This is a genomic window from Pseudomonas sp. GM48 (assembly GCF_000282335.1).
In the GTDB taxonomy this organism is placed as follows: domain Bacteria; phylum Pseudomonadota; class Gammaproteobacteria; order Pseudomonadales; family Pseudomonadaceae; genus Aquipseudomonas.
The window spans coordinates 21,419-47,371 of record NZ_AKJM01000189.1 but is presented as its reverse complement, the minus strand read 5'-3'; the positions used below and the strand labels follow the sequence as shown (position 1 = coordinate 47,371).

At 59.4% G+C, this 25,953-nt stretch carries 29 protein-coding genes; 19 read left to right on the top strand and 10 right to left on the bottom strand.

The annotated features are described in order from the left end of the window. Nucleotides 1–188: 188 nt before the first annotated feature. Together PMI28_RS00330 and PMI28_RS00335 are read right to left on the bottom strand one after the other, a co-directional pair. The gene (locus PMI28_RS00330) at nucleotides 189–1,409 is read right to left on the bottom strand and encodes a CaiB/BaiF CoA transferase family protein (RefSeq protein ID WP_007992885.1); all 1,221 of its coding nucleotides are present in this window, start codon (nucleotides 1,407–1,409) and stop codon (nucleotides 189–191) included. A 13-nt stretch (nucleotides 1,410–1,422) separates the two neighbouring features. Beyond that, the gene (locus PMI28_RS00335) at nucleotides 1,423–2,604 is read right to left on the bottom strand and encodes an acyl-CoA dehydrogenase (RefSeq protein ID WP_007992884.1); all 1,182 of its coding nucleotides are present in this window, start codon (nucleotides 2,602–2,604) and stop codon (nucleotides 1,423–1,425) included. Nucleotides 2,605–2,761: 157 nt separating this feature from the next. Here PMI28_RS00335 and PMI28_RS00340 point away from each other — a divergent pair, with 157 nt between their 5' ends. From PMI28_RS00340 to PMI28_RS00385, 11 genes are all read left to right on the top strand, one after another. After that, nucleotides 2,762–3,661, top strand: a complete 900-nt coding sequence (locus PMI28_RS00340; RefSeq protein ID WP_007992883.1) for a LysR family transcriptional regulator — start codon at nucleotides 2,762–2,764, stop codon at nucleotides 3,659–3,661. Nucleotides 3,662–4,096: 435 nt separating this feature from the next. Then, a complete protein-coding gene (locus tag PMI28_RS00345) occupies nucleotides 4,097–5,218 on the top strand; it encodes a Re/Si-specific NAD(P)(+) transhydrogenase subunit alpha (RefSeq protein ID WP_007992882.1) in 1,122 nt (373 codons plus the stop codon). An 11-nt stretch (nucleotides 5,219–5,229) separates the two neighbouring features. Next, nucleotides 5,230–5,586 (top strand): NAD(P) transhydrogenase subunit alpha, encoded by a 357-nt coding sequence (locus PMI28_RS00350; RefSeq protein WP_007992881.1) that lies wholly within the window; start codon nucleotides 5,230–5,232, stop codon nucleotides 5,584–5,586. Further along, on the top strand, nucleotides 5,583–7,019 hold the full coding sequence (locus PMI28_RS00355; protein WP_007992880.1) for an NAD(P)(+) transhydrogenase (Re/Si-specific) subunit beta: 1,437 nt from the start codon (nucleotides 5,583–5,585) through the stop codon (nucleotides 7,017–7,019). Before PMI28_RS00350 ends, PMI28_RS00355 begins: the two co-directional genes overlap by 4 nt. Nucleotides 7,020–7,232: 213 nt before the next feature. Further along, the gene (locus tag PMI28_RS00360; RefSeq protein WP_007992879.1) at nucleotides 7,233–8,726 is read left to right on the top strand and encodes an acetyl-CoA hydrolase/transferase family protein; all 1,494 of its coding nucleotides are present in this window, start codon (nucleotides 7,233–7,235) and stop codon (nucleotides 8,724–8,726) included. 319 nt (nucleotides 8,727–9,045) lie between these two features. Beyond that, a complete protein-coding gene (locus PMI28_RS00365; RefSeq protein ID WP_007969750.1) occupies nucleotides 9,046–9,261 on the top strand; it encodes a DUF1127 domain-containing protein in 216 nt (71 codons plus the stop codon). Between the two features lie 258 nt (nucleotides 9,262–9,519). After that, entirely contained in the window at nucleotides 9,520–9,729 is a 210-nt protein-coding gene (locus tag PMI28_RS30265; protein WP_081501491.1) for a DUF1127 domain-containing protein, read from the top strand. 145 nt (nucleotides 9,730–9,874) lie between these two features. Continuing rightward, on the top strand, nucleotides 9,875–10,195 hold the full coding sequence (locus PMI28_RS00370; RefSeq protein WP_007992878.1) for a DUF2388 domain-containing protein: 321 nt from the start codon (nucleotides 9,875–9,877) through the stop codon (nucleotides 10,193–10,195). 108 nt (nucleotides 10,196–10,303) lie between these two features. Then, nucleotides 10,304–10,621, top strand: a complete 318-nt coding sequence (locus tag PMI28_RS00375) for a DUF2388 domain-containing protein (protein ID WP_007992877.1) — start codon at nucleotides 10,304–10,306, stop codon at nucleotides 10,619–10,621. Between the two features lie 27 nt (nucleotides 10,622–10,648). Further along, on the top strand, nucleotides 10,649–10,969 hold the full coding sequence (locus PMI28_RS00380; RefSeq protein ID WP_007992876.1) for a DUF2388 domain-containing protein: 321 nt from the start codon (nucleotides 10,649–10,651) through the stop codon (nucleotides 10,967–10,969). Continuing rightward, nucleotides 10,969–12,927, top strand: coding sequence for a DUF7844 domain-containing protein (locus PMI28_RS00385; protein WP_007992875.1), 1,959 nt, complete (start codon nucleotides 10,969–10,971; stop codon nucleotides 12,925–12,927). Before PMI28_RS00380 ends, PMI28_RS00385 begins: the two co-directional genes overlap by 1 nt. 116 nt (nucleotides 12,928–13,043) lie before the next feature. Here PMI28_RS00385 and trpA read toward each other — a convergent pair whose 3' ends face one another. Together trpA and trpB are read right to left on the bottom strand one after the other, a co-directional pair. Beyond that, nucleotides 13,044–13,856, bottom strand: a complete 813-nt coding sequence (gene trpA, locus PMI28_RS00390) for a tryptophan synthase subunit alpha (protein ID WP_007992874.1) — start codon at nucleotides 13,854–13,856, stop codon at nucleotides 13,044–13,046. Then, entirely contained in the window at nucleotides 13,856–15,091 is a 1,236-nt protein-coding gene (gene trpB / locus PMI28_RS00395) for a tryptophan synthase subunit beta (RefSeq protein WP_007992873.1), read from the bottom strand. Before trpB ends, trpA begins: the two co-directional genes overlap by 1 nt. Before the next feature lie 112 nt (nucleotides 15,092–15,203). Here trpB and PMI28_RS00400 point away from each other — a divergent pair, with 112 nt between their 5' ends. Beyond that, nucleotides 15,204–16,097 (top strand): LysR family transcriptional regulator, encoded by an 894-nt coding sequence (locus PMI28_RS00400; protein WP_007992871.1) that lies wholly within the window; start codon nucleotides 15,204–15,206, stop codon nucleotides 16,095–16,097. Here PMI28_RS00400 and PMI28_RS00405 read toward each other — a convergent pair. After that, nucleotides 16,094–16,417, bottom strand: a complete 324-nt coding sequence (locus PMI28_RS00405; RefSeq protein ID WP_007992869.1) for a DUF883 family protein — start codon at nucleotides 16,415–16,417, stop codon at nucleotides 16,094–16,096. The genes PMI28_RS00400 and PMI28_RS00405 overlap by 4 nt on opposite strands. 157 nt (nucleotides 16,418–16,574) lie before the next feature. Between PMI28_RS00405 and PMI28_RS00410 the strand changes: the two genes are divergently transcribed. Together PMI28_RS00410 and PMI28_RS00415 are read left to right on the top strand one after the other, a co-directional pair. Beyond that, complete coding sequence (locus tag PMI28_RS00410) at nucleotides 16,575–16,790, top strand: dodecin (RefSeq protein WP_007992867.1); 216 nt, start codon at nucleotides 16,575–16,577, stop codon at nucleotides 16,788–16,790. 121 nt (nucleotides 16,791–16,911) lie between these two features. Next, complete coding sequence (locus PMI28_RS00415; protein ID WP_007992865.1) at nucleotides 16,912–17,133, top strand: DUF1161 domain-containing protein; 222 nt, start codon at nucleotides 16,912–16,914, stop codon at nucleotides 17,131–17,133. A gap of 120 nt (nucleotides 17,134–17,253) precedes the next feature. On the opposite strand, the gene PMI28_RS00420 is transcribed toward PMI28_RS00415, so the two are convergent. From PMI28_RS00420 to PMI28_RS00430, 3 genes are all read right to left on the bottom strand, one after another. Beyond that, on the bottom strand, nucleotides 17,254–17,529 hold the full coding sequence (locus PMI28_RS00420) for an HU family DNA-binding protein (RefSeq protein ID WP_003213368.1): 276 nt from the start codon (nucleotides 17,527–17,529) through the stop codon (nucleotides 17,254–17,256). A 194-nt stretch (nucleotides 17,530–17,723) separates the two neighbouring features. Continuing rightward, a complete protein-coding gene (locus tag PMI28_RS00425; RefSeq protein WP_007992863.1) occupies nucleotides 17,724–18,872 on the bottom strand; it encodes an NAD(P)/FAD-dependent oxidoreductase in 1,149 nt (382 codons plus the stop codon). An 18-nt stretch (nucleotides 18,873–18,890) separates the two neighbouring features. Further along, complete coding sequence (locus PMI28_RS00430; protein ID WP_007975200.1) at nucleotides 18,891–19,061, bottom strand: rubredoxin; 171 nt, start codon at nucleotides 19,059–19,061, stop codon at nucleotides 18,891–18,893. Between the two features lie 201 nt (nucleotides 19,062–19,262). Between PMI28_RS00430 and PMI28_RS00435 the strand changes: the two genes are divergently transcribed. Both PMI28_RS00435 and ubiA read left to right on the top strand, forming a co-directional pair. Further along, entirely contained in the window at nucleotides 19,263–19,826 is a 564-nt protein-coding gene (locus tag PMI28_RS00435; protein ID WP_007992862.1) for a chorismate--pyruvate lyase family protein, read from the top strand. Continuing rightward, nucleotides 19,826–20,716, top strand: coding sequence for a 4-hydroxybenzoate octaprenyltransferase (gene ubiA / locus PMI28_RS00440; protein ID WP_007992859.1), 891 nt, complete (start codon nucleotides 19,826–19,828; stop codon nucleotides 20,714–20,716). The genes PMI28_RS00435 and ubiA overlap by 1 nt, the downstream gene beginning before the upstream one ends. Nucleotides 20,717–20,794: 78 nt before the next feature. On the opposite strand, the gene PMI28_RS00445 is transcribed toward ubiA, so the two are convergent. After that, a complete protein-coding gene (locus PMI28_RS00445; protein ID WP_007992856.1) occupies nucleotides 20,795–21,178 on the bottom strand; it encodes a COG4315 family predicted lipoprotein in 384 nt (127 codons plus the stop codon). 153 nt (nucleotides 21,179–21,331) lie between these two features. Between PMI28_RS00445 and phoB the strand changes: the two genes are divergently transcribed. The 3 genes from phoB to PMI28_RS00460 all read left to right on the top strand — a co-directional run bounded on the left by phoB (nucleotide 21,332) and on the right by PMI28_RS00460 (nucleotide 24,847). Beyond that, entirely contained in the window at nucleotides 21,332–22,021 is a 690-nt protein-coding gene (phoB, locus tag PMI28_RS00450; protein ID WP_003229608.1) for a phosphate regulon transcriptional regulator PhoB, read from the top strand. 75 nt (nucleotides 22,022–22,096) lie between these two features. Continuing rightward, nucleotides 22,097–23,383 carry a phosphate regulon sensor histidine kinase PhoR gene (gene phoR / locus PMI28_RS00455; RefSeq protein WP_238540729.1) on the top strand — a complete coding sequence of 429 codons (1,287 nt, stop codon included), beginning with the start codon at nucleotides 22,097–22,099 and terminating at the stop codon, nucleotides 23,381–23,383. 123 nt (nucleotides 23,384–23,506) lie between these two features. Further along, on the top strand, nucleotides 23,507–24,847 hold the full coding sequence (locus PMI28_RS00460) for a hemolysin family protein (RefSeq protein WP_007992853.1): 1,341 nt from the start codon (nucleotides 23,507–23,509) through the stop codon (nucleotides 24,845–24,847). A 167-nt stretch (nucleotides 24,848–25,014) separates the two neighbouring features. Here the strand turns inward: PMI28_RS00460 and PMI28_RS00465 are convergent, their stop codons facing one another. After that, a complete protein-coding gene (locus PMI28_RS00465) occupies nucleotides 25,015–25,911 on the bottom strand; it encodes a peptidoglycan DD-metalloendopeptidase family protein (RefSeq protein ID WP_007992851.1) in 897 nt (298 codons plus the stop codon). Between the last annotated feature and the right edge of the window lie 42 nt (nucleotides 25,912–25,953).

Genomic DNA, 25,953 nt, shown 5'->3' with positions numbered 1-25,953 from the left:
TAACTCTTTGTTTATCAAGGAGTTTTCCGTTTCGACTGCGCCGGAAGTGGGGCGAATTATAGACACCTGAGATCTGCCGTCAAGCACTGATTTTGGTTTTCTATCAATAACTTGCAGAAAGGGGTCAAACCACCTGATTACCTTCTATATAGAGGAGCAAAAACGCCCCTCTATATAGAAGAAGCCAATCAGAGAACGCCCGAAGCCTTGAATGCAGTCACCGCCCCAGCATCCAGGCCCAACACCCGCTGCAGAACCTCCAGCGTGTGCTCACCCAGCAAAGGAGGTGCAAAACGGTACTCCACTGGCGTCTCCGAGAGTCGAATCGGGCTCGCCACCTGAGGCACCATTCCCGCCAGCGCATGCGGCAACTCGATAGCCAACCCGCGAGCCTTGACCTGAGGATCGGCAAACATCTGCGCCAAGTCGTTGATAGGCCCGCATGGCACGCCAGCCTGTTCCAGCAGTGCCACCCACTCAGCAGTGGTCTTGAACACCGTTGCCTGGCGGATCAGTGGAATCAGTACCGCCCGGTTTGCCACCCGCAGCTTATTGGTCGCAAAACGCGGATCGTCTGCCCACTGAGGTTGTCCCGCGACTTCGGCAAACTTGCGGAACTGCCCATCGTTCCCGACGGTAAGAATGAAGTCGCCATCCGCCGTAGGAAAATCCTGATAAGGCACGATGTTCGGATGAGCATTACCCAAGCGCTTAGGCGCATTGCCTGTCGTCAGGTAGTTCATTGCCTGGTTGGCCAGACAAGCCACCTGTACGTCCAGTAGTGCCATATCGATGTGCTGACCACCACCGTCGTGATCCCGATGCGCAAGCGCAGCCAGTATCGCGACAGTCGAATACAGCCCGGTCAGGATATCCGTCAGCGCCACACCAACCTTCACCGGCCCCGCACCTTCTTCACCTTCAGGTCGCCCCGTAAGGCTCATGAGCCCGCCCAGCCCCTGGATCATGAAGTCATAACCCGCACGCTTGGCGTAAGGACCGGTCTGGCCGAAGCCGGTGATTGAGCAATAGATCAGATCCGGATTGATCGCCTTCAGCGATTCATAGTCCAGGCCATAAGCCGCCAGACCGCCAACCTTGAAATTCTCGATCAGGATGTCCGACTTGGCCGCCAGCTCACGCACCAGTTTCTGCCCTTCAGGGCGCGTGAAGTCGATGGTGACCGATTGCTTGTTGCGATTGGCCGACAAGTAATAGGCCGCCTCGCTGGTGTTTTCCCCATAAGCGTCTTTGAGGAACGGTGGCCCCCAGGCGCGCGTGTCATCGCCGTTACCCGGGCGCTCGACCTTGATCACTTCGGCGCCAAGGTCGGCAAGGATCTGCCCGGCCCAAGGGCCGGCCAGCACTCGCGATAAATCCAGTACCCGTAGATGCGAAAGCGCGCCCATCGACGTTCTCCTATTAATAGAACGCCTGGATGCCGGTTTGCGCACGACCAAGGATCAGAGCATGGACGTCATGGGTACCTTCATAGGTGTTCACCACCTCCAGGTTGACCAAGTGGCGAGCAACACCGAACTCATCGGAAATACCATTGCCACCCAACATATCGCGAGCCATGCGAGCGATGTCCAGGGACTTGCCGCAAGAGTTGCGCTTCATCATCGAAGTGATTTCGACCGCAGCAGTCCCCTCATCCTTCATTCGACCCAGACGCAGGCAGCCTTGCAGCGCCATGGTGATTTCAGTCTGCATGTCGGCCAGTTTTTTCTGGATCAACTGAGTGGCGGCCAGTGGGCGACCGAATTGTTGACGATCCAGGGTGTACTGGCGAGCGGTGTGCCAGCAGAACTCAGCCGCACCCAGCGCACCCCAGGAGATGCCGTAACGCGCCGAGTTGAGGCAAGTGAAAGGACCTTTCAGGCCACGGACATCCGGAAAAATGTTCTCTTCCGGAACGAACACGTTATCCATGACGATTTCACCGGTGATCGATGCCCGCAGGCCCACCTTGCCGTGAATCGCCGGAGCGCTCAGGCCTTTCCAGCCTTTCTCCAGAACGAAGCCGCGGATGTCGCCGGCATCGTCCTTGCCCCAGACCACGAACACATCGGCGATCGGGCTGTTGGTAATCCACATCTTGCTGCCCGTGAGGCTGTAGCCGCCTTCTACTTTGCGCGCACGAGTGATCATCGAACCCGGGTCGGAACCGTGGTTAGGCTCGGTCAGGCCGAAGCAGCCGATCCACTCGCCCGAAGCCAGTTTCGGCAGGTACTTTTGCTTCTGCGCTTCAGTACCGAATTCATTGATCGGCACCATCACCAGCGAGGACTGAACGCTCATCATCGAGCGATAGCCGGAGTCGATGCGCTCGACTTCACGGGCGATCAGACCATAGCTGACATAGTTCAGGCCGCTGCCGCCGTACTGCTCGGGGATGGTTGCGCCCAACAGGCCGACTTCGCCCATTTCACGGAAGATCGCCGGGTCGGTCTTCTCATGGCGGAAAGCTTCGAGGATGCGCGGCGCAAGGCTTTGCTGAGCGAATTGCGCAGCCGTGTCGCGAATCATGCGTTCTTCTTCAGTGAGCTGTTGATCCAGCAACAGGGGATCGATCCAGTTGAAGCTAGCTTTACCGCCCATGAGTGTGTCCTCTCGAATCGGGTCAAATAACGTGGAGTGATCCTAGGCCCGGATCATCCCTACGGCAAACGAGGATTTCGCATACTGTTGTGCTATTTTCTCACTCCGAAACGTCGCAAAAGAGCCTTTATGCGATGTATTAGTGAGGTTGACGTACATGCGCAGAAAGATACCCAGCACCACCGCTCTGATCAGCTTTGAGGCGGCGGCACGCCACGAGAGCTTTACCAAGGCAGCCCAGGAACTTTCTCTGACCCAAGGGGCGATTTGCCGACAGATCGCCAGCCTGGAGGAGTTCCTCAGTGTGGAACTGTTCCGACGCTCGCGGCGCGGGGTCAAGCTGACAGAAGCCGGTCTCTCCTACAGCCGTCGAGTGGCCACTCAGCTCGACGCGGTTGAGCGCGACACCTTGTCGGTCATGGGCCAGCAAGGCACCAACGTGATCGAATTGGCCGTCGTTCCGACCTTCGGCACCCAATGGCTGCTGCCGCGACTCAAGGACTTCCAGCAAAAGCACCCGGAAGTGACGGTCAACCTGACCAACCGCACGCGGCCGTTCCTGTTCGCCGACACTGATTTTGATGCCGCAATCTACTTCGGTGACGCGGACTGGTCGGGTACAGAATCCCATAGGCTGATGGGTGAAAAACCGATGCCCGTTTGCAGCCCCAACCTACTCGGAAAAAAGACCAGTCTGACGCCCGGCGAAATCGCCGACTTACCTCTTCTGCAACAAACCACCCGCCCCTATGCCTGGCGCCAATGGTTCGACTCCCAACACCTGAATGTCCCGAGAGACATGACAGGTCCTCGCTACGAGCTATTCTCCATGCTCGCCCAAGCGGCCATGCACGACATGGGCATTGCCCTGATCCCGCCATTCCTGATTCAACGAGAACTGAAGGAGAAACGCCTGGTGATCGCCAACCCGCAAGCACTGTCCAGCATCAAGGCTTATTACCTGATGATTCCTGAGCGAAAGGTCGAATCTGCGTCTTTAAGGGCATTTCGTGATTGGCTGGTAAATCAGGCACACAGCTACAGCCTAGAAGGATAAAGGCTTTCCAACGTTACTTGACCTCGTAGTCAGCAAAAAATAGGCCCTACAGATATACGTATTTGTCGCATACCAGCAAACTGTATCGAGAAGTCGTACAAACGTCCCACAAGCGCCTGACCACGCGGCTTTGCGCCACTATTTCGATGCGATGTCGCATCATTCATACGGCCGATGTGTAATTTCTTGAATTTAGGCCAGAATCCTTGAAAAGCACGGTCTGCAAGGGATTGAACCAGTTGGTTGCGACATTCGGTCACGGGGTGACTTGTAGTTAATTTTCCGTCACCCGTCATAATCCCTTGAAGGGCACAAAGTTCGCCTGCAAAATGCCGCGCCCCGCCCTGATTTGGCGGGATCGTGCTGATCGGCCGCCCCAGCCGCACCATCCGTAGTGCATGGGTTTACTCAATAAGATCACGCAGGAGATTTGACGTGCACATTGGTGTTCCTCTCGAAACCCAGACCGGTGAAACACGGGTTGCTGCAACCCCTGAAACCATCAAGAAGCTGATCAGCCAGGGTCATAAGGTCACTGTACAAAGCGGCGCCGGCGTTAATGCCAGCGTTGTCGACAGTGCCTATGAAGCGGCAGGCGCAACCATTGGCAGCGCCAATGACGCGTTTGGTGCAGAGCTGATTTTGAAGGTGGTCGCGCCCAGCGACAGCGAGCTGACGCTGATTAAAAGCGGCACCGTTGTGGTGGGGATGCTCAATCCGTTCAGCAATGAAACCATCGCCAAGCTGGCCGAGTGCGGCATTACCGCCTTTGCCCTGGAGGCAGCGCCTCGCACCTCCCGCGCCCAAAGCCTGGATGTGCTGTCCTCGCAAGCCAACATCGCCGGTTATAAAGCCGTGTTGCTGGCCGCGCACTACTATCCGCGCTTTATGCCGATGCTGATGACTGCTGCGGGCACTGTGAAGGCAGCGCGCGTGCTGATTCTCGGTGCCGGTGTGGCCGGTTTGCAGGCCATCGCTACGGCGAAACGCCTGGGTGCAGTGATCGAAGCATCTGACGTGCGCCCTGCGGTGAAAGAGCAGATCGAATCCCTCGGCGCCAAGTTCGTCGACGTGCCCTACGAGACCGATGAAGAGCGTGAATGCGCCGTCGGTGTCGGTGGCTACGCCCGGCCAATGCCGGCGAGCTGGATGCAACGTCAGGCCGTGGCCGTGCACGAGCGCGCCAAACAGGCCGACATCGTCATCACCACCGCGCTGATTCCGGGCCGCAAGGCACCGACGTTGTTGAGCGCGGAAACCGTGGCGCAGATGAAACCCGGTTCGGTGGTCATCGACCTCGCCGCCGCCCAGGGCGGCAACTGCCCGCTGACCGTGGCGGACCAAGTGGTCGTCGAAAATGGCGTGACCATCGTTGGCCCGACCAACCTGGCTGCCGCGGTTGGTGCCGATGCCTCGGCACTGTATGCACGCAACCTGCTGGACTTCATGAAACTGTTGTTCGATAAAGAAGGACAACTGGTGATCAACCTTGAAGACGATATCGTCGCCGCGTGCCTGATGTGCCGCGACGGCCAGATCGTGCGCAAGAACGGCTGAGGATAAAAACAATGGAAGACATGCTGATCTCTCACGGTATCTACAACCTGATCATCTTCGTGCTGGCGATTTATGTCGGCTACCACGTGGTCTGGAACGTGACACCTGCACTGCACACGCCACTGATGGCCGTGACCAACGCCATCTCGGCCATCGTCATCGTCGGCGCCATGCTCGCTGCCGCCCTCACCGTGACCCCACTGGGCAAGACCATGGGCACCCTGGCCGTGGCCCTGGCCGCGGTCAACGTGTTTGGTGGCTTCCTGGTGACCCGGCGCATGCTGGAAATGTTCAAGAAAAAAGCGGCTCCAGCAAAAGCTCCGGCAGCCAAGGCCGAAGCAGTCAAGGCTGAGGTGCAGCAAGCATGAGCATGAACCTGGTTACTTCCCTGTATTTGATCGCCTCGGTTTGCTTCATCCAGGCGCTCAAGGGCCTTTCGCATCCCACCACGTCGCGTCGCGGCAACCTGTTCGGCATGCTCGGCATGGGCCTGGCGATCCTCACCACGGTCGGCCTGATCTACAAATTGGGTGCCGAGTTGGCGCATGACGGTATCGTCTACGTGATCGTCGGCCTTCTGGTCGGTGGCACCGCCGGTTCAATCATGGCCAAACGCGTTGAAATGACCAAGATGCCCGAGCTGGTCGCCTTCATGCACAGCATGATCGGCCTGGCAGCGGTGTTCATCGCCGTGGCCGCCGTGGTCGAGCCGCAGTCGCTGGGCATCGTCCAGCAACTCGGTGACGCGATCCCGGCCGGTAACCGCCTGGAACTGTTCCTCGGTGCCGCCATCGGTGCGATCACCTTCTCCGGCTCGGTCATTGCGTTCGGAAAACTGGCTGGCAAGTACAAGTTCCGCCTGTTCCAGGGCGCACCGGTACAGTTTGGCGGTCAGCACAAGCTGAACCTGCTACTGGGCCTGGCTACACTGGCCCTGGGCGTGACCTTCATGCTCACCGGCGACTACACCGCTTTCGGCGTAATGCTGGCGCTGGCCTTCGTGCTCGGCGTGCTGATCATCATCCCGATCGGTGGCGCCGACATGCCGGTGGTGGTGTCGATGCTCAACAGTTACTCCGGCTGGGCAGCGGCAGGTATCGGCTTCTCGCTGAACAACTCGATGCTGATCATCGCCGGTTCGCTGGTAGGTTCGTCCGGTGCGATCCTCTCGTACATCATGTGCAAGGCGATGAACCGCTCCTTCTTTAATGTACTGCTCGGTGGTTTCGGCAATACGGCGGATGCGGCCGGCCCGGCGGGTTCGAAAGAAGCGCGCCCAGTGAAATCCGGCTCGGCTGACGATGCGACCTTCCTGCTGACCAACGCCGACACCGTGATCATCGTTCCGGGTTACGGCCTGGCGGTAGCACGGGCGCAGCATGCACTGAAGGAACTGACCGAGAAGCTGACCCATCGCGGCGTGACCGTGAAGTACGCGATCCACCCGGTTGCCGGTCGGATGCCGGGGCACATGAACGTGTTGCTGGCCGAGGCCGAAGTGCCTTACGACCAGGTGTTCGAGATGGACGACATCAACTCCGAGTTCGGTCAGGCCGACGTGGTGCTGGTGCTGGGTGCCAACGACGTGGTCAACCCGGCCGCGAAGAACGATCCGAAATCGCCGATTGCCGGCATGCCGATTCTCGAAGCGTTCAAGGCCAAGACCATCATCGTCAACAAGCGCTCGATGGCCAGCGGCTATGCCGGCCTGGACAACGAACTGTTCTACCTGGACAAAACCATGATGGTGTTCGGCGACGCGAAGAAAGTCATCGAAGACATGGTCAAAGCCGTCGACTAACCCTCTGCGGTACACAGAACGCCCCGACTCGTCGGGGCGTTTTTGTTTGTGTAAATCGTCGGACAAACTATTCTTTTATTACCGAACCGGTAACGGTGTTTTGCTCGAAAGCCCCGGAATAGACGCCTCGATTGCGACCTTGGTAGCGGGACAGAAGCCGACGCAATTCACTAGACTGCACGTCCTGCTACCTGTTGCCCGAGATAATATTCCATGTACCGTGACCGTATTCGCCTGCCTTCGTTGTTGGACAAAGTGATGAGCGCTGCCGACGCTGCCGCTCTGATTGAGGACGGCATGACCGTCGGCATGAGCGGCTTCACTCGCGCAGGCGAAGCCAAGGCTGTCCCTCAGGCGCTGGCCGAGCGCGCCAAGGTCACGCCGCTGAAGATCAGCCTGATGACCGGCGCGAGTCTGGGCAACGACCTCGACAAGCAGTTGACAGAAGCCGGTGTGTTGTCGCGACGCATGCCATTCCAGGTCGACAGCACCCTGCGCAAGGCGATCAACGCCGGCGAGGTCATGTTCATCGACCAGCACTTGTCGGAAACCGTGGAGCAATTGCGCAACCAGCAATTGAAACTGCCGGACATTGCCGTGATCGAAGCGGTAGCAATCACCGAGCAAGGGCATATCGTGCCAACCACCTCGGTTGGCAACTCGGCCAGCTTCGCAATTTTTGCCAAGCATGTGATCGTCGAGATCAACATGGCGCACAACCCGAACCTCGAAGGTCTGCACGACATCTATATCCCGACCTATCGTCCGACCCGTACGCCGATTCCATTGGTCAAAGTCGACGACCGCATTGGCAGCACCGCCATCCCGATTCCAGCGGAAAAAATCGTCGCCATCGTGGTCACCAATCAGGCTGACTCACCCTCCACGGTGCTGGCGCCAGACGCTGAGACCCAAGCCATTGCCGACCACCTGATCGACTTCTTCAAACAGGAAGTGGCCGCCGGACGCATGACCAACAAGCTCGGCCCGCTACAAGCCGGTATTGGCACCATCGCCAACTCGGTGATGTGTGGCCTGATCGACTCGCCGTTCGAAGACCTGACGATGTATTCCGAAGTACTTCAGGACTCGACCTTCGACCTGATCGACGCAGGCAAGCTGAGTTTTGCCTCGGGCAGTTCGATCACCCTGTCGAGCCGGCGCAATGCCGACGTCTTCGGTAATCTGGAGCGCTACAAGGACAAACTGGTCCTGCGCCCGCAGGAGATTTCCAACCACCCCGAAGTCGTGCGTCGCCTTGGCATCATCGGCATCAACACGGCGCTGGAGTTCGACATCTACGGCAACGTCAACTCCACTCACGTCTGCGGCACGCGGATGATGAACGGCATCGGCGGCTCCGGCGACTTTGCGCGCAATGCGCACCTGTCCGTATTCGTGACCAAGTCGGTTGCCAAGGGCGGTGCGATCTCCAGCGTGGTGCCGATGGTCAGCCACGTTGACCATACCGAACATGACGTCGACATCCTCGTGACCGAAGTCGGCCTGGCGGACTTGCGAGGCCTCGCGCCCCGGGAGCGTGCCCGGGTCATCATCGACAAGTGCGTGCATCCGGATTACCGCCAGGCGCTCAATGATTACTTCACCACCGCATGCGCCATCGGCGGGCACACCCCGCACATCCTGCGTGACGCCCTCAGCTGGCACATCAACCTGGAAGAAACCGGGCAAATGCTGAAGAAGTAATTGGTACAGATAGCAGCTGACGCAAACACAGTTTCGTCAGCTTGCGCCTGCCTCTTCGCAATATGAAAAAAACTGTACTGCTGTACTGGTCATTTCCTACTGAAAACTCCTACCTCGCGGGACCAAAACATCAAAAACGCACCGCAACGGTGCAGACAAGTACAGTTGCCTCAATTTCGACCAGTACACCGCCTATAAACAGTTAACTGAGCTCTCACAATACAGATGAACTGTATCTACAGAGACTAGGCAAACGAGAGGATCATGGGCACCAGTTAAACCACTACCTAATCCCGCCATAAGCGGAAGGATGACCACCATGGAACGTACACTCAGTTCCGATCTGTTCTTTGAAGACACCGCTGCAAAAACCCAGGCTTCCCTGCCTCTGCGCGTTATCGCCAACCTGATGCTGTGGCAGCGCCGCATCACCAGCCGCCATCAACTGGCTCGCCTGGATTCGCGTCTGCTGGCTGACGCCGGGATTAGCGAAGCACAACGCTACGAAGAGCTGAGCAAGCCGTTCTGGCGCTAAGTTAGCGTCGCTGGCTCTGACCTTAAGGTCCACCGCCAGCAACCCGAATTGAAAAAACAAAACCCGTCGTGGGAAACCACGACGGGTTTTGTCGTTTTGGCCGATCAAATTTGGTCTTACAGTAGGGAAACCTGAATACCAGTACAGTTTGAAAACACCACAAACTGAACCAGTACAATATTGCCGCAGTGTGCCTGTAGCGGGTATTCGCCCGGTGTCAGCATGGAGCTCTCCACCTATCAGGACAGGGACCGTGCAATGAATAACTTACAAGATGTTTCCGCTCCATCAGTTCAATCGAGACCTTGCCTGCATTGGCTTCGGGGGCTGTTGAAAGGGCTCTTTGCTGGCCTGGAAAGGGCGAGAACACGACGTTTACTGGCTCAGCTTGATGATCGTCAGCTATCGGATCTGGGTATCAGCCATACAGACCGCCACAATGAATTGGATAAACCGTTCTGGCGCTGACTTCCCGCTTGCATAGTCGGGGCTGTTCGAACTGATGCACACAGGCCTAATATCGAACCAGAACGTGGCGAACGCCGAGTACCTGGCGTCTGACTTTGCAGACACTGCGCCATTTTTCGATTGGTCTACCAAAAGGAGTTACCCCATGTCCCGTCTTCGCCTGCTCAGCGCGGCAGCCTTGTTTGCCGTGGCTGCCAATGCCCAAGCCAGCAGCTTCATCGTGACCACGGATGCTGTCGTCAATGCGCTCAAAGCCACGTCCGATGCGACCACCGACGTCGTCTCTTCGTCGTTCAAGGATGACAAGATCGTTCTTGCGGCCCGTGACGACGCTGCCAGCTTTGTCGCCAGCGAAGGTTCCATCCGCGGCGTAAAACTGGAAAGCGCACTCGATCACATTCGCCACCAGGCGCCACAGTTGAGCGCAACAGACGCACAACTGGCGCAAGCGATCCTGACGATCTAAACGACAGTGCAGACATTGGGATACGCCGGACGTGTCCCAATGTTTTGGCACTGGCTCTAGAACGGGCCTTGCGCTAGCCTTGGGACTCACACTCAACTGTCGAGTCTCATGCGTTTCCCTTCAAATCTCTTGATCGCGCCAGTCTTTCTTGCCCTTGGTTGCTGCGCATCAGCCCACGCTTATGACGCCTTCAACCTGTCTACCCAAGGCATCGTCGCCAGCGGTTACGCCACAAGTTTGGTGACCTCCGCCCCCTTCGACCATAAACTGCTGCTCGCCGCCCATGATGACGCCGCGGCATTCATTGCCAGTGACGGCCAACTGAGAGGCGCACGACTGGAGTCGGCCCTGCGGTATCTGCGCCGAACCCAGGCAAAACTTCATGCCAGCGACCTTGAACTGGCACAAGCAATTCTCGTCCAATAGTTATCCCTGTTTTTCTGGAGTCGTTCCATGCGTAACCCGCTGATTGCTGCCACCTTGGGCCTGCTGCTGTTGGCCGATGTGTCCCAGGCACATACTCTGGTTGCCACCAGTAACATGCTGATCCGTGCGACCCAACGCACTCTCGATTTCACCTCCGACACCACCACGTCCATTCGCGATTCGAAAATCGTGCGCGAAGCCCAGGACGATGCCGCCAGTTTCGTTGCCAGCAATGGCGACATCCGTGGCGCTCACCTGGAATCCGCTTTCGACTTGCTGCGCACCCGCGTGCCTGAAGCTCGCGACGCCAGCGATCAGGCTCTCGCCGAAGCCATCCTTGCACTGTGATGCGCCCGGGTGCCTGGCTACTGGCCGTAGCCCTGTTGCTGCTTGGCAACACGGCCCACGCAGGTCTTCAACTCAAGCTCAAGACCGAAGGCCTGAGCCCCGCGCAACAGCAGGCCAGCCAGGCTCTGCTCGATGAGGCCATGCAGGCACTGCCGCCACGCTTTATCGAGCAACTCGACCGACGCATCGACGTCGGCTGGACCGATGACATGCCGAGCAATGCCTATGGCCAGGCGTCACTGGTGTCCGAGCTCGATCTGAACCGCAACCTGCTGGCTGGTCTCACCGATGGCAGCGCCGCAACCAGGAAAACCCATCGCCCCCATGGCACTGTGCGCCGGGAAATGCTGGCAACGGTGTTGCACGAACTGACTCACATCTATGATCGCTCACGCCTGTGGCCGGATGCCGAGCGCAAGCTGATTCAGCGCTGTACCCAGCGCAACAACAGCTCTGGGCTGGTAGGCATTCCCGACCAATGCCGGGGCCAGTCCGGTCGGCGCTTTACCCTCAGTGATGACCCGCGCCTGCTCGACCTCGCCGGCTGGCAGCAATACGTTGGCCGTCGCGGCGAACGCGAACAGCACAATCGCCAGATTGCCCGCAGTCCGGATATCTACGAGACAAGCAGTCCAAAGGAATTCGTCGCGGTCAACATGGAGTATTTCCTCCTCGATCCGGGCTATGTCTGCCGCCGCCCCGCACTGTACCGCTACTACAAGGAACATTTCGGCTGGGCACCCGCCGCCAAAGACACCTGCGGCAAGACCGTCGCTTTCCTCAATGCCGGCAACGACTTCGCCAAGACACCTTTGGGCCAGGTCGATCCGGAGCGGGTCTATGCCGTTGACTATCTGCTGGCCGAAGCTAACCAGAACTTGTTCAGCCGTTGGGGCCACAGCATGTTGCGCCTGGTGATCTGCGCGCCGGGTCGACCACGCGGACCGGATTGTCGACTGGACCTGGACCAGCATCTGGTGCTGTCGTACCGCGCCTTCGTTGGCGACGTACAACTGTCGAGCTGGGATGGCCTGGTCGGTAAATACCCGTCGCGGCTGTTCATCCTGCCGCTGTCCCAGGTCATCGACGAATACACCAAGACCGAATTGCGCAGCCTGGCCTCCGTACCCCTGAACCTGTCGCGCAACGAGATCGAAGATGTAGTGGAACGTGCCGCCGAGATGCACTGGAGCTACGACGGCAACTACTTCTTCCTGTCAAACAACTGCGCGGTGGAAGAACTGAAATTACTGCGCGGCGGCACCAATAACCCGCAACTGGTTGGACTCGACAACATCATGCCCAACGGTTTGCTGGAAGTGCTGAAGGGCCGCGGACTGGCGGACACCAGTGTGCTGGACGATCCGCGAGAAGCCTTGCGTCTGGGTTATCGCTTCGATTCCTTCCGCGATCGCTATCAGGCCATGTTCGAAGTACTGAAAAAGCACTTGCCGATCAAACAGGAAACCGTCGAAGACTGGCTCGACTTGAAAGCCGAGGAGCGGCGGCAATGGTTCGCGCAGGCTGACTTGCGCACCAGTGCTGCGTTGCTTCTGCTGGAGCAGGCGAGTTTCCGTAGGCAATTGTTGTTGGCCCAGGATGAAGTGAAGCAGCGTTATCTGGGCGCCCGGGAACTGAAAAACGGCGGCATGGACAAGGCCAACCAGACGCTCAAGGATATTCTCGCCAACAGTGGTTTCCTCAGCCGCCCGGCGGAACTGCTGGGCACCAGCGGTTATGGCTTGCCGCAACCGAGCGAGTGGGAGCATCTGGAATCGGAAAGCAGCCAGCGCCAGAAGCAGCTCCTGGCGCTGTCCGGGGATCTGGACAAGGAAGTGAGAGCGTTGCTTGAACCTGACCGTGCCGCCGAAATGGCCGCCAACGAGGCCAACGTGAAGCAGATTGGTGAGCACTTGCGCAAACTGCACAAGGCATCAGGCGGGATAGAGTTGCCTTGATCCGTAACTTGTAGGAGCGAGCTTGCTCGCGAAAAGGCCATCAGTTTCAACATCCTTGTTGACTGATACACCGCCTTCGCGAGCAAGCTCGCTCCTACAGGGGGTCAGTGTTCAGCTCAACTGACGCGGGCTTTACGCACGCCGTCCGCCAGCGCCGAGCACAAGCTCAATACACCGTCGACGGCCTGATCCGCGGTTGCCGCATTGGCGATCTGGTCGATCAATGCCGAGCCCACCACCACGCCGTCAGCCAGACGCGCGATGGACGCCGCCTGTTCCGGAGTCCGGATACCGAAACCGATGCTGATCGGCAGGTCGGTATGGCGGCGCAGACGGGCGACCGCTTCTTCGACGTGCTCCAGCGTGGCGGCACCGGCGCCGGTCACACCGGCCACCGACACGTAGTAGACGAATCCGGAGCTGCCGTTGAGAACGGTCGGCAGGCGTACATCGTCGGTGGTCGGCGTGGTCAGGCGAATGAAGTCCAGGCCCGCGGCCTGCGCCGGGTCGCACAGCTCGCCGTTATGCTCTGGCGGCAGGTCAACCACGATCAGGCCATCAACGCCGGCCTCTTTGGCTTCGGCAATGAAGCGCGGTACACCGTACATGTGGATCGGGTTGAAGTACCCCATCAGCACCAGCGGCGTTTCGTTGTTGTCCTTACGGAACTCGCGAACCATTTGCAGGGTTTTCGCCAGATTCTGTTTGGCACCCAACGCACGGATGTTGGCGAGCTGGATGGCCGGGCCGTCAGCCATCGGGTCGGTGAAGGGCATGCCCAGCTCGATCACGTCGGCGCCAGCCGCCGGCAAGCCCTTGAGGATTGCCAGGGACGTGTCATAGCCCGGATCGCCCGCAGTCACGAAGGTCACCAGGGCGGCGCGGTTCTGTTCCTTGAGTTCGGCAAAACGCGTTTGCAGGCGGCTCATCAGTGTTTCTCCTGCTGGGATGGCTCGTGTTGAGAGTGTTCCATGTGGTGCATCACGGTCTGCATGTCTTTGTCGCCACGGCCGGACAGGTTGACCACCATCAGGTGATCCTTTGGCAGGCTCGGTGCACGCTTGAACACTTCGGCCAGGGCATGGGCGCTTTCCAGGGCCGGGATGATCCCTTCCAGACGGCAGCACTGGTGGAATGCGGCGAGGGCTTCGTCGTCAGTCACCGAGGTGTACTGGACACGGCCAATGTCGTGCAACCAGGCGTGTTCCGGGCCAATGCCCGGGTAGTCGAGACCGGCAGAGATCGAGTGGGCGTCGATAATCTGGCCATCGTCGTCCTGCAACAGGAAGGTGCGGTTGCCGTGCAGGACACCAGGAACGCCGCCATTCAGGCTGGCCGCGTGCTTGCCGGTCTCGATGCCGTAACCGGCGGCTTCAACGCCGATGATCTCGACGCTCTTGTCGTCGAGGAACGGGTGGAACAGGCCCATGGCGTTGGAACCACCGCCAATGCACGCCACCAGGCTGTCCGGCAGGCGACCTTCCTGGGCTTGCAGTTGCTCGCGGGTTTCCTTGCCGATCACCGCCTGGAAGTCGCGGACCATCGCCGGGTAAGGGTGCGGACCGGCCACAGTGCCGATCAGATAGAACGTGCTGTCGACGTTGGTTACCCAGTCACGCAGGGCTTCGTTCATCGCGTCTTTCAGCGTGCCGGTGCCGGCCACTACCGGGATCACTTCGGCGCCCAGCAGCTTCATGCGGAACACGTTGGCCTGCTGACGCTCGATGTCAGTGGTGCCCATGTAAATCACGCAATCCAGACCGAAACGCGCAGCGACGGTGGCCGTGGCCACACCGTGCATGCCGGCGCCGGTCTCGGCGATGATGCGCTTCTTGCCCATGCGCCGCGCCAGCAGGATCTGGCCGATGCAGTTGTTGATCTTGTGCGCGCCGGTGTGGTTCAGCTCTTCACGCTTGAGGTAGATCTTCGCACCGCCACAGAACTCGGTCAGACGCTCGGCGAAATACAGTGGGCTTGGACGTCCGACGTAGTCGCGCTGGAAGTAGGCGAGTTCTTCCTTGAATGCAGGATCTTCCTTGGCCAATTCATACTCACGGGCCAGGTCGAGGATCAACGGCATCAGGGTTTCGGCAACGTAGCGACCGCCGAACGCGCCAAACAGGCCGTTGGCATCAGGGCCGTTGCGCAGATTAGTCTGGGTCATTTGGCGCTCCAGTTGAATGCGTAAAGAGACAGTGGGCTTCACTCTACCCCTGACGTCCCGGCCTGAAAACCGATAAGATCGCCGCAACCTGTCAGGAAAACTCACAGATCCCATGAGCCATGACCTTCCTCCGCTGAACGCACTTCGCGCCTTCGAAGCCACTGCCCGCTTGAACAGCGTCAGCCAGGCGGCCGAACAGCTGCACGTCACCCACGGTGCGGTCAGCCGGCAACTCAAGGTGCTTGAAGAACACCTCGGCGTAAGCCTGTTCATCAAGGACGGTCGCGGCCTGAAACTCACAGATGCCGGGTTGCGGCTGCGCGACGCCAGCAGCGAAGCCTTCGAACGTTTGCGCAGCGTTTGCGCCGAACTCACACAAAGCACAGCCGATGCCCCCTTCGTGCTCGGTTGCTCGGGAAGCCTGCTGGCGCGCTGGTTTATCCCGCGCCTGGGGAGGCTCAATGCCGACCTGCCCGACTTGCGCCTGCACCTGTCGGCCGGAGAAGGCGATCTCGATCCGCGAAGACCGGGGCTGGATGCCTTGTTGGTGTTTGCCGAGCCGCCCTGGCCGGCAGACATGCAGGTTTTTGAACTGGCCAGCGAACGTATCGGCCCGGTCATGAGCCCTCGGTTCGTCGGCTATGAACGACTCAAGGAAGCACCGGAAACTGCACTGCTGAACGAGCCTTTGCTGCACACCACATCACGCCCGCAAGCCTGGCCGAGCTGGGCGCAACCACGCGGCCTCGACGCCAGGGCGTTGAGGTACGGTCAGGGATTTGAACATTTGTATTACTTGCTGGAGGCCGCCGTCGCGGGTCTGGGCGTGGCGATTGCCCCCGAGCCCCTGGTGGCGGAGGACTTGAAGGCCGGCCGCCTGGTTGCGCCATGGGGCTTCAGTGAAACCCCGGCACAACTGGCGTTGTGGCTACCCAAGCGCGCCGCGGACGGGCGCGCCCGGCAACTGGCGCAGTGGCTCAGGAACGAACTGCGTCGAACGAATTAATCACGCTTGCACAACAGATACGCGGCCAGCAGGCCCAATGCGCCCACGGCGACACCGGCTGTTGTCCAGGGGTGTTCCTGTGCATAGTCCCGGGTGGCGATTCCCGTTTCACGGGTTTTGACCTTGACCTCTTCATAGGCATCGGCCAGCAGATGACGCGAGTGCTTCAAGGCATTCTCGGCGTTGCTTTTCAGGGTCTTGAGGGTTTTACGCGACTCGTCCGAGGCGTCGTCCTTCAAGCTTTCCAAAGACTTGAGCAGACTCTCGATCTCGGCTTCCATGCTTTGCAATGAGGCTTTGCGTAACGAGGTGCTGGCCATGGTGGCTCTCCTGCATTGGTGATGAGTGGCGTGTGTTGGTTGGGACTTCAGGGGTTTGAGAAAGTGCAGAAAATCTGAACTTCACCCACAGAACGGCCAACAGAAGAAATAGGAAAAATCACTGCTAGGCTGTAATTCACACGCCAAGGAGAACGCCATGTCTGACCATCACACCTACAAGAAAGTCGAGCTGGTTGGCTCGTCCACCAGCAGTATCGAAGATGCGATTAACAATGCGCTGGCCGAAGCCAGCAAAAGCATCAAGTACATGGAATGGTTTGAAGTAACCGAGACCCGTGGGCACATCAAGGACGGCAAGGCGGCGCACTTTCAGGTGACCCTGAAAGTCGGTTTCCGGATTGCCAGCAGCTGACTTTGCGCTAGTCTTCTGAACTTGCGCGCCGGCCGAATGCCATAGGGAATGGCAAAGCGCTACATGAGTGCGTCCGGCTGACGGCTGGTTACCCCTATGATCCGACCAGGGAATGCGACCGATGAAGAAGTTTATGTTGGCGGTAGGTTTGTTGAGCCTTGTGGGGACCGCATTGGCGGGCGGCAAGCCATGCGAAGAACTGAAAGCCGAAATCGCAGCGAAACTTGATGCCAAGGGCGTTTCCGGTTATTCGCTGGAAATTGTCGATAAAGGTGCCGCTGGCGGCGGAAAAGTTGTTGGTAAATGCGAGGCGGGCGCCAAAGTGATCGTCTATAAAAAATAAGCCGATTCCCGCCTGAATGAAAAAGCCGACGCGATGGCGTCGGCTTTTTTATGGGCATTGATCAATCGGCGTGCCCATTTTTTCTGCGGCCCTCCCCAAGGTCCCGGGAGGTTTGCGTGATTACGGATTAACGCTGTCTTTCAACGATTTACCTGGCTTGAACGCAACGGTGTTGCTGGCCTTGATTTTGACGGGTTCACCGGTTTGCGGGTTTTTGCCGGTGCGGGCACCGCGATGGCGTTGCAGGAAGGTGCCGAAGCCTACCAGCGTCACGCTGTCTTTGCGGTGCAGGGCGCCGGTGATTTCTTCGAGAACGGCATTGAGGACGCGGTTGGCCTGCTCTTTGGTGAGGTCTGCTTTCTCAGCAATGGCTGCGGCGAGTTCTGGTTTACGCATATTAATGAAGCCCCTTTGACGGTTTGTTGTTGTTATGTCCGTGCTGCTCTCTGCGGAGCAGCGCCAAAAGCGCCGCAGATGCTCTACTCTGCGGCAGACGGGAGTGAGGATGGCACGCAGTGAGGCCCCGCGCCAGTATCGGCGCGGCCATTGTTAGGGCAAAAGGGGGGTGATTCCGACAGAACGACCGGTATTTATGCCAACAGGGCTGGAAGCTCTTTGTTCAGGGCCAGTTTTTCCATCACGGCCGCGCCAGTCAGGGCATAACCGAGCAGTTTGCCAGTGGCGTCACGGCATAAAACCTTGATGTCGGCGCCCTGCCCTTCGACCGTCCAAATGCCCTCTGCGCCCCGTGGCGGCGGGGACACCACCAATGGGCAGACCGGGGTTTTGACGGTGATCGGCATCGGGCCATAGGTGACGGCGGTCGGTTTGCCGGCAAGGGTTTGGGCCAGCGCTCGCGCACAGCTCATCAGGGGCATGACGTATAGCAGATTCAGACCATCGACCTCGGCACAGTCGCCCAGGGCGTAGATGTTCGCGTGGGAGGTTTTCAGGTACCGGTCGACCATGACGCCACGGTTGACCTGCAACCCGGCCGCTGCCGCGAGGTCGACGCGTGGGCGCAGGCCAATGGCCGATACCACCACGTCGCACGGGATTACCTGGCCATCGGACAGATGCGCTTCCAGGCCATCGGCCACGCGTTGCAAGCGGTTGAGCACCGGCCCGAGGTGGAAGCGCGCGCCGAGGCTTTCAAGGCCAGCCTGCACGGCAGCCGCGGCCGCCGGGTGCAACAGGGTCGGCATGACTTGTTCGCACGGCGCAACCAGTTGCACTTCGAAGCCACCCAGGGTCAGGTCGTTGGCGAACTCGCAGCCGATCAGGCCGGCGCCGAGCAGCAGCACGCGGCGCTTGCCGGCCGCCGCCGCACGGAAGCGTGCGTAGTCTTCCAGATCGTTGATGGGGAATACGCAATCCGCCGCGTCGCCTTCAATGGGCACGCGCACAGTTTCGGCGCCCCAGGCCAGGATCAGGTCGCGGTAGATCACCGCCTCTTCACCAATCCACAGGCGCTTGTGGCCCGGGTCGATGCCGCTGATGCGCGTGTGGGTGCGTATTTCGGCCTTGAGTTGTTCGGCCATGGCGCCGGGTTCGGCCATGCTCAGGCCGTCGGCATCCTTGTTTTTACCGAAACCGGTGGAGAGCATCGGCTTGGAGTAGGAGCGCCCGTCATCGGCGGTAATAAGCAGCAACGGGGTTTCGCTGTCGAGTTTGCGAAACTCGCGGGCGACGTTATAGCCAGCAAGCCCGGTACCAACGATGACGACAGGTGCGTTCATTCCTTACTCCTCAGTTGTTCAGGCAGCGATTTCGATCATTTCAAAATCCATCTTGCCCACACCGCAGTCCGGGCACAGCCAGTCTTCCGGCACGTCTTCCCAACGGGTGCCCGGCGCAATGCCGTCGTCAGGCCAGCCGTCGGCTTCGTTGTAGATCAGGCCGCACACGATACATTGCCACTTTTTCATTCAGGTACTTCCTCAGGATTCAGGCGTTTTGCCGGCGCGGACGGTCGATGTTTGAAGCGCTGCCGTCCGGCTCAGGGCGTTTTGTACTGATGGGGCCGGGTAGATGCAAGCCTGTTCGGCGCAACGGCAGGCCATTTCACTCAATATCGGTAGCTGACATGTTAAGCTCGCCGCCTCATTTGCTGCCAATAATGACTCATTGTGCAACACACAAAAGCCCCCTCTGCGCCGCCGCTCTGGCTCTCTCAAAGCCAACTGACGCCCCTCCCCGACACGTCTATCCTCGACTGGTTGTTCGATTATGGCTCGCTGACCAGGCGCCTTATTCATCTGACGAATGATGCCTTCAGCGTCACGCCGCTGTTCGAAGGCTGGCAGCCCTTGCGCGCCGACGAATGCGCAGCGCTAGACCTGACCGAAGGCAGTGAAGGTTGGGTACGCGAAGTGTACTTGCGCGGTCACGGTGAAGCCTTGGTGTTTGCCCGCAGTGTCGCCGCGCGCAGTGCGTTGCAGGGTGACGGCTTGCACATGGACGAATTGGGCAGCCGCTCCCTGGGTGAACTGCTGTTTTGCGATCAGGCCTTTGAGCGCCGGGCGATCGAGGTGTGTCATTACCCTCCGGCGTGGCTGCCGAGCGAGGTGCGAGCGCCGGAACTGTGGGGCCGTCGCTCGCGCTTTGATCGTGGTGCGTTGAGCGTACTGGTGGCCGAGATTTTCCTGCCGACCCTGTGGAACGCCGCCCGCGCCCAACCGGAGAACCGTTGATGTACCAAAGCCTGCTCAAGTCCTTGAACCGCTTGAACCCTCGGGCGTGGGATTTCATTCAGCTGACCCGCATGGACAAGCCGATCGGCATTTACCTGCTGCTCTGGCCAACGCTGTGGGCACTGTGGATTGCCGGCAAGGGTTCGCCGTCCTTGGCCAACATTGTGATTTTCGTCCTCGGCGTGGTGCTGACCCGCGCCGGTGGCTGCGTGATCAACGACTGGGCGGACCGCAAGGTTGATGGCCATGTGAAGCGTACCGAACAGCGGCCGCTGGTGAGCGGCAAGATCAGCTCCAAAGAAGCGCTGGTGTTCTTTGCATTGCTGATGGGCGTGAGTTTCCTGCTGGTGCTGTGCACCAACGCTGCGACCATTTGGCTGTCGCTGGGCGGCCTGGCGCTGGCGTTCAGCTACCCGTTCATGAAGCGTTACACCTATTACCCGCAAGTGGTGCTCGGCGCGGCGTTTTCCTGGGGCATGCCGATGGCGTTCACCGCTGAAACCGGTGAACTGCCGGCAGCCGCGTGGCTGCTGTACATCGCCAACCTGATGTGGACGGTGGGCTACGACACCTATTACGCGATGACCGACCGCGACGACGACTTGAAGATCGGCGTGAAATCCACGGCGATTCTTTTTGGCGAGGCGGACCGGGTGATCATCCTGACCCTGCAAGGCCTGGCGCTGGCTTGCCTGTTGCTGGCGGGTTCGAAGTTCGACCTTGGTGGCTGGTTCCACCTCGGATTACTGGCGGCGGCGGGCTGCTTTGCGTGGGAATTCTGGTACACCCGTGACAAGGACCGGATGCGTTGCTTCAAGGCTTTTTTGCACAATCACTGGGCGGGGTTGGCGATTTTCGTCGGGATTGTGCTGGATTACGCGTTGCGTTGAAGCATCAAAAAGATCGCCGCCTTCAGCAGCTCCTGCAGAGCAACGAAGGCAGCGATCCAGTGCGGCAGGCTACGACCGTTACATATGCTCGTGAACGACGTGCCAGACGTCTTTTTTCTTGTCACCCGTCATGTCTCCGGGTTTTTTGTCGTCCTCGTAGTAGTACAGCGGCTTGCCGTCATAGGCCCATTGCATCTTGCCGTCGTCACGCTTGATGACTGTCCATTTACCTTCGGCCTTGGCACCCGCCGGCGCCATCATTGGCGGCCAGTATTTGGCGCAGTCGCCGTTGCACATCGACTTGCCGCCCGCGTCCTTGTCGAACGTGTACACAGTCATGCCCTTGTGATCGACCATCATGCCGTCTTTCATCATCGCCGGTTCGGCGGCAAAGGCCAGTGTCGGCAACGTTAACGCAGCAGTGACCAGCAAAGCCTTCCAGGATTGAGCAATGTAGTTCATGGAAACCTTCCTTTTGTGGTTGTCAGGATTCGGAATTAGAGCTTAGCCCAGGATCCAGCCAATCGCCGGTCAACTAAAATACTGTCACACGACTGCAATAATTCCGTTATCTAATGCGGCGCAAGACAGTTAAATGACAAGAGGATTAAGGGCATGGTTGGCAGGAGCATTCTGATCGTCGACGACGAAGCGCCTATTCGCGAAATGATCGCCGTTGCGTTGGAAATGGCCGGCTATGACTGCCTGGAGGCTGAAAACTCCCAGCAGGCCCACGCCATTATCGTCGACCGCAAACCGGACCTGATCCTGCTCGACTGGATGCTGCCCGGCACGTCCGGCATCGAGTTGGCCCGTCGTCTCAAGCGTGATGAACTGACCGGGGACATCCCGATCATCATGCTCACCGCCAAGGGTGAAGAGGACAACAAGATCCAGGGCCTGGAAGTCGGCGCCGACGACTACATCACCAAGCCGTTTTCCCCGCGTGAGCTGGTGGCGCGCCTGAAGGCCGTGCTGCGTCGTGCCGGCCCGACCGATGGCGAAGCGCCGATCGAAGTCGGCGGCCTGCTGCTGGACCCGATCAGCCATCGCGTGACCATCGACGGCCGTCCCGCCGAGATGGGCCCGACCGAATACCGCCTGCTGCAATTCTTCATGACCCACCAGGAACGCGCCTACACCCGTGGTCAGTTGCTGGATCAGGTCTGGGGCGGCAACGTCTATGTCGAAGAGCGTACCGTCGACGTGCACATTCGACGCCTGCGCAAAGCCCTCGGCGATGCTTACGAAAATCTGGTACAAACCGTGCGCGGCACTGGCTACAGGTTCTCAACCAAGGCCTGATGATCGCAGCGGTTCCACTTTCAAGGACGTATTTTTTTCGTGAACCAAAACTGGCATGGCACCCTGATTCGCCACATGCTGCTGCTGGTCACCGTCTGCCTGGTGATCGGCCTGATTACCGGCTACTACGGCTGGAGCCTTGCTGCAGGCCTGGGTCTTTACCTGGCCTGGACCCTCAAGCAGTTACTGCGCCTGCACGAGTGGCTGCGCCTGCACAAACCCGATGAAGCCCCACCCGACGGCTATGGCCTGTGGGGCGAAGTGTTCGACAGCATCTACCACCTGCAACGCCGCGACCAGCGGGTGCGCGGGCGTCTGCAAGCGGTGATCGACCGGGTTCAGGAATCCACCGCCGCGCTGAAAGACGCGGTGATCATGCTCGACACCGACGGCAACCTGGAATGGTGGAACCGCGCCGCCGAAACCCTGCTGGGTCTCAAGACGCCACAGGACAGCGGCCAACCGGTGACCAACCTGGTGCGCCATCCGCGCTTCAAGGAATACTTCGAGCAAGACAGTTACGCCGAGCCGCTGGAAATCCCCTCGCCGACCAACGACCGCGTGCGCATCCAGCTGTACATCACCCGTTACGGCAACAACGAACACTTGATGCTGGTGCGCGATGTGACGCGCATCCATCAGCTGGAGCAAATGCGCAAAGATTTCATCGCCAACGTTTCCCATGAACTGCGCACCCCGTTGACGGTGATCTGCGGTTACCTGGAAACCCTGCTCGATAACGTCGACGAGGTTAACCCGCGCTGGAGCCGCGCCTTGCAGCAGATGCAGCAACAAGGCGGACGTATGCAGACCTTGCTCAACGACCTGCTGTTGCTGGCCAAGCTGGAAGCCACCGATTATCCGTCGGACAACCAGCCGGTGCCGATCGATTGCTTGCTGCAATCGATCAAGAGCGATGCCCAGCAACTGTCCGGCCAGAAGAACCAGCGCATTACTCTGGAAGCCGACCCGACGATTCTGCTCAAGGGCAGCGAAGCGGAGTTGCGCAGCGCGTTTTCCAACCTGGTGTTCAACGCGGTGAAATACACCCCGGCCGAAGGCAACATCCGCATTCGCTGGTGGGGTGATGACCAGGGCGCGCATCTGAGCGTGCAGGATTCCGGGATCGGCATCGATGCCAAACACCTGCCGCGCCTGACCGAACGCTTCTACCGCGTCGACTCCAGCCGCAACTCCAACACCGGTGGCACCGGTCTGGGGCTGGCGATCGTCAAACACGTTTTGTTACGACATCGGGCACGAATGGAAATCAGCAGCGTGCCGGGCCACGGCAGTACTTTTACTTGCCACTTTGCGCCGGCTCAAGTCACCAAATCCCGGGTTATCAGCACCACTGACTGATGCCGGTCAGCACATGCCTCTAGGCAACCGCCAAGTCAGCCGCTACATTGGCTGACTTGCGCCTGCCTTTCAGGTGCGGACTTTTCTTTCCTTTCGAATACACGGAACCCGCAAAACTCCATCATGGACCCTTCCCCTGGCTTGACCCTCGCTACAATTTTCGCCGACTTCGGCATGATTCTTTTTGCTCTGATCCTGGTTTTGCTCAACGGATTTTTCGTTGCGGCGGAATTTGCCATGGTCAAGTTGCGTTCGACCCGGGTCGAGGCCATCGCGGATAAAAACGGCTGGCGCGGGCACATCCTGCGCACCGTGCACAGTCAGCTCGATGCCTACCTGTCGGCCTGCCAATTGGGTATCACCCTCGCCTCCCTGGGCCTGGGTTGGGTCGGAGAACCTGCGTTCGCGCACCTCCTGGCACCCGTGCTGAGTGCCGTGGGCGTCGATTCCGCCGAAGTGGTCAAGGCGATTTCGTTCTTCACCGCATTCTTCATCATTTCGTACCTGCACATCGTGGTCGGCGAACTGGCCCCGAAATCCTGGGCGATCCGCAAACCCGAATTGCTGTCGCTGTGGACCGCCGTGCCGCTGTACCTGTTCTACTGGGCCATGTACCCGGCCATCTACCTGCTCAACGCCAGCGCCAACCAGATCCTGCGCATCGCCGGCCAGGGCGAACCCGGCCCGCATCACGAGCATCACTACAGCCGTGAAGAACTGAAACTGATCCTGCACTCCAGCCGTGGCCAGGACCCGAGTGACCAAGGCATGCGCGTATTGGCCTCGGCGGTGGAAATGGGTGAACTGGAAGTGGTCGACTGGGCCAACTCCCGCGAAGACCTGGTGACCCTGGAATTCAACGCACCGCTCAAGCAGATCCTGGCGATGTTCCGTCGCCACAAGTTCAGCCGTTATCCGGTGTACGACAGCGAACGCCAGGAGTTCGTCGGCCTGCTGCACATCAAGGATCTGCTGCTGGAACTGGCGGCGCTCGACCACATTCCCGAGTCGTTCAACCTCGCCGAACTGACCCGCCCGCTGGAGCGCGTGTCGCGGCACATGCCGCTGTCGCAGTTGCTGGAACAGTTCCGCAAGGGTGGTTCGCACTTTGCCGTGGTCGAAGAGGCCGACGGCAACATCATCGGCTACCTGACCATGGAAGACGTGCTGGAAGTGCTGGTGGGCGATATCCAGGACGAACACCGCAAGGCCGAACGCGGGATCCTCGCGTATCAGCCGGGCAAGCTGCTGGTGCGGGGCGATACGCCGCTGTTCAAGGTTGAGCGACTGCTGGGCATCGACCTCGATCACGTCGAAGCCGAAACCCTTGCCGGGCTGGTCTACGAGAGCCTCAAGCGCGTTCCCGAAGAGGAAGAAGTGCTGGAAGTCGAAGGCCTGCGGATCATCATCAAGAAGATGAAAGGACCGAAGATTGTACTGGCCAAGGTGTTGATGCTGGATTGATTGCAGTTGTGGCGGTGAGCTCCTGTGGCGAGGGAGCTTGCTCCCGCTGGGCTGCGAAGCGGCCCCAAAACCACACATACCGTATTCATGGAGCTTACGACTGCTGCGCAGTCGAGCGGGAGCAAGCTCCCTCGCCACAAAGGCCTCCTATACCCTCCGCGCCGTGATCACTTCCCGCCCAAAGCAAAGTTGGGCAGCGCGCTGACCGGCTGGTTGAACTGGTATGGAATCGACACCAGCCCCAAACCGGTATTGCGCTGCACCACGAAGTGCAAATGCGGACCGGTGCTGTTGCCGGTGTTGCCAGACAACGCCAATGCGCTGCCGACCTTTACCCGCTGACCCTCCCGAACGCAGACCGAGCCTTTCTGCAGGTGCAGGTAAACGCCCATGGTCCCGTCATCGTGCAGCACCCGCACGAAATTGCCGGATGCATCGGTACCGCGCCCGCTCTGTCGGTTCTCGGTTTTCACCACCACCCCGCCCCGCGCTGCAATGATCGGCGTGCCTTCGGGCATCGCAATGTCGATGGCGTAGCGGCTCTTGGGCCCAAAGTGGCTGTAGGGGCCATTGGCGCCCTGACTGATCCGGAACGGCCCGCCACGCCAGGGCAATGGATACCGATAACCCACGACGGCGCCTGTGGGGTCGCCCAGGGAGTACTTGAACTTCGGGACGTAGGCGAGCGGCCTTCCCCCTTTAGTCGCCGTGAGCTGTGCCAGACGAACACTGCTGCGTAGCGGTATCACGCGCCGAATCGTCTGCCCCGGCGCCCCGCTGGCGTTCTTCACCCCGGCGAAACTCAATTCGACCTCTACCGGCGCATACAGGTCATTGCGCACGTACACGCTGTGCACGCCATTCTTCTTCATGATGATGAGGCGCACCTGACGCTCAAGGTGCTCGACCATGCCATCGCGAAAAACGAACACATGGGCGCCTTTGCTTGGGCGGTCGCTGTAGGAAACCACGCCATAGGCGTCTTTGGACTTGTAGATGGTCATCGCCACGGCCGAGGTGGCGACCATGAAAAGGCCACATAAAAACAGCAGGCGCGTGAACATGAGCAAGGATTCTGTCGAGTGAGATCTGGGATTGAGCCTAGC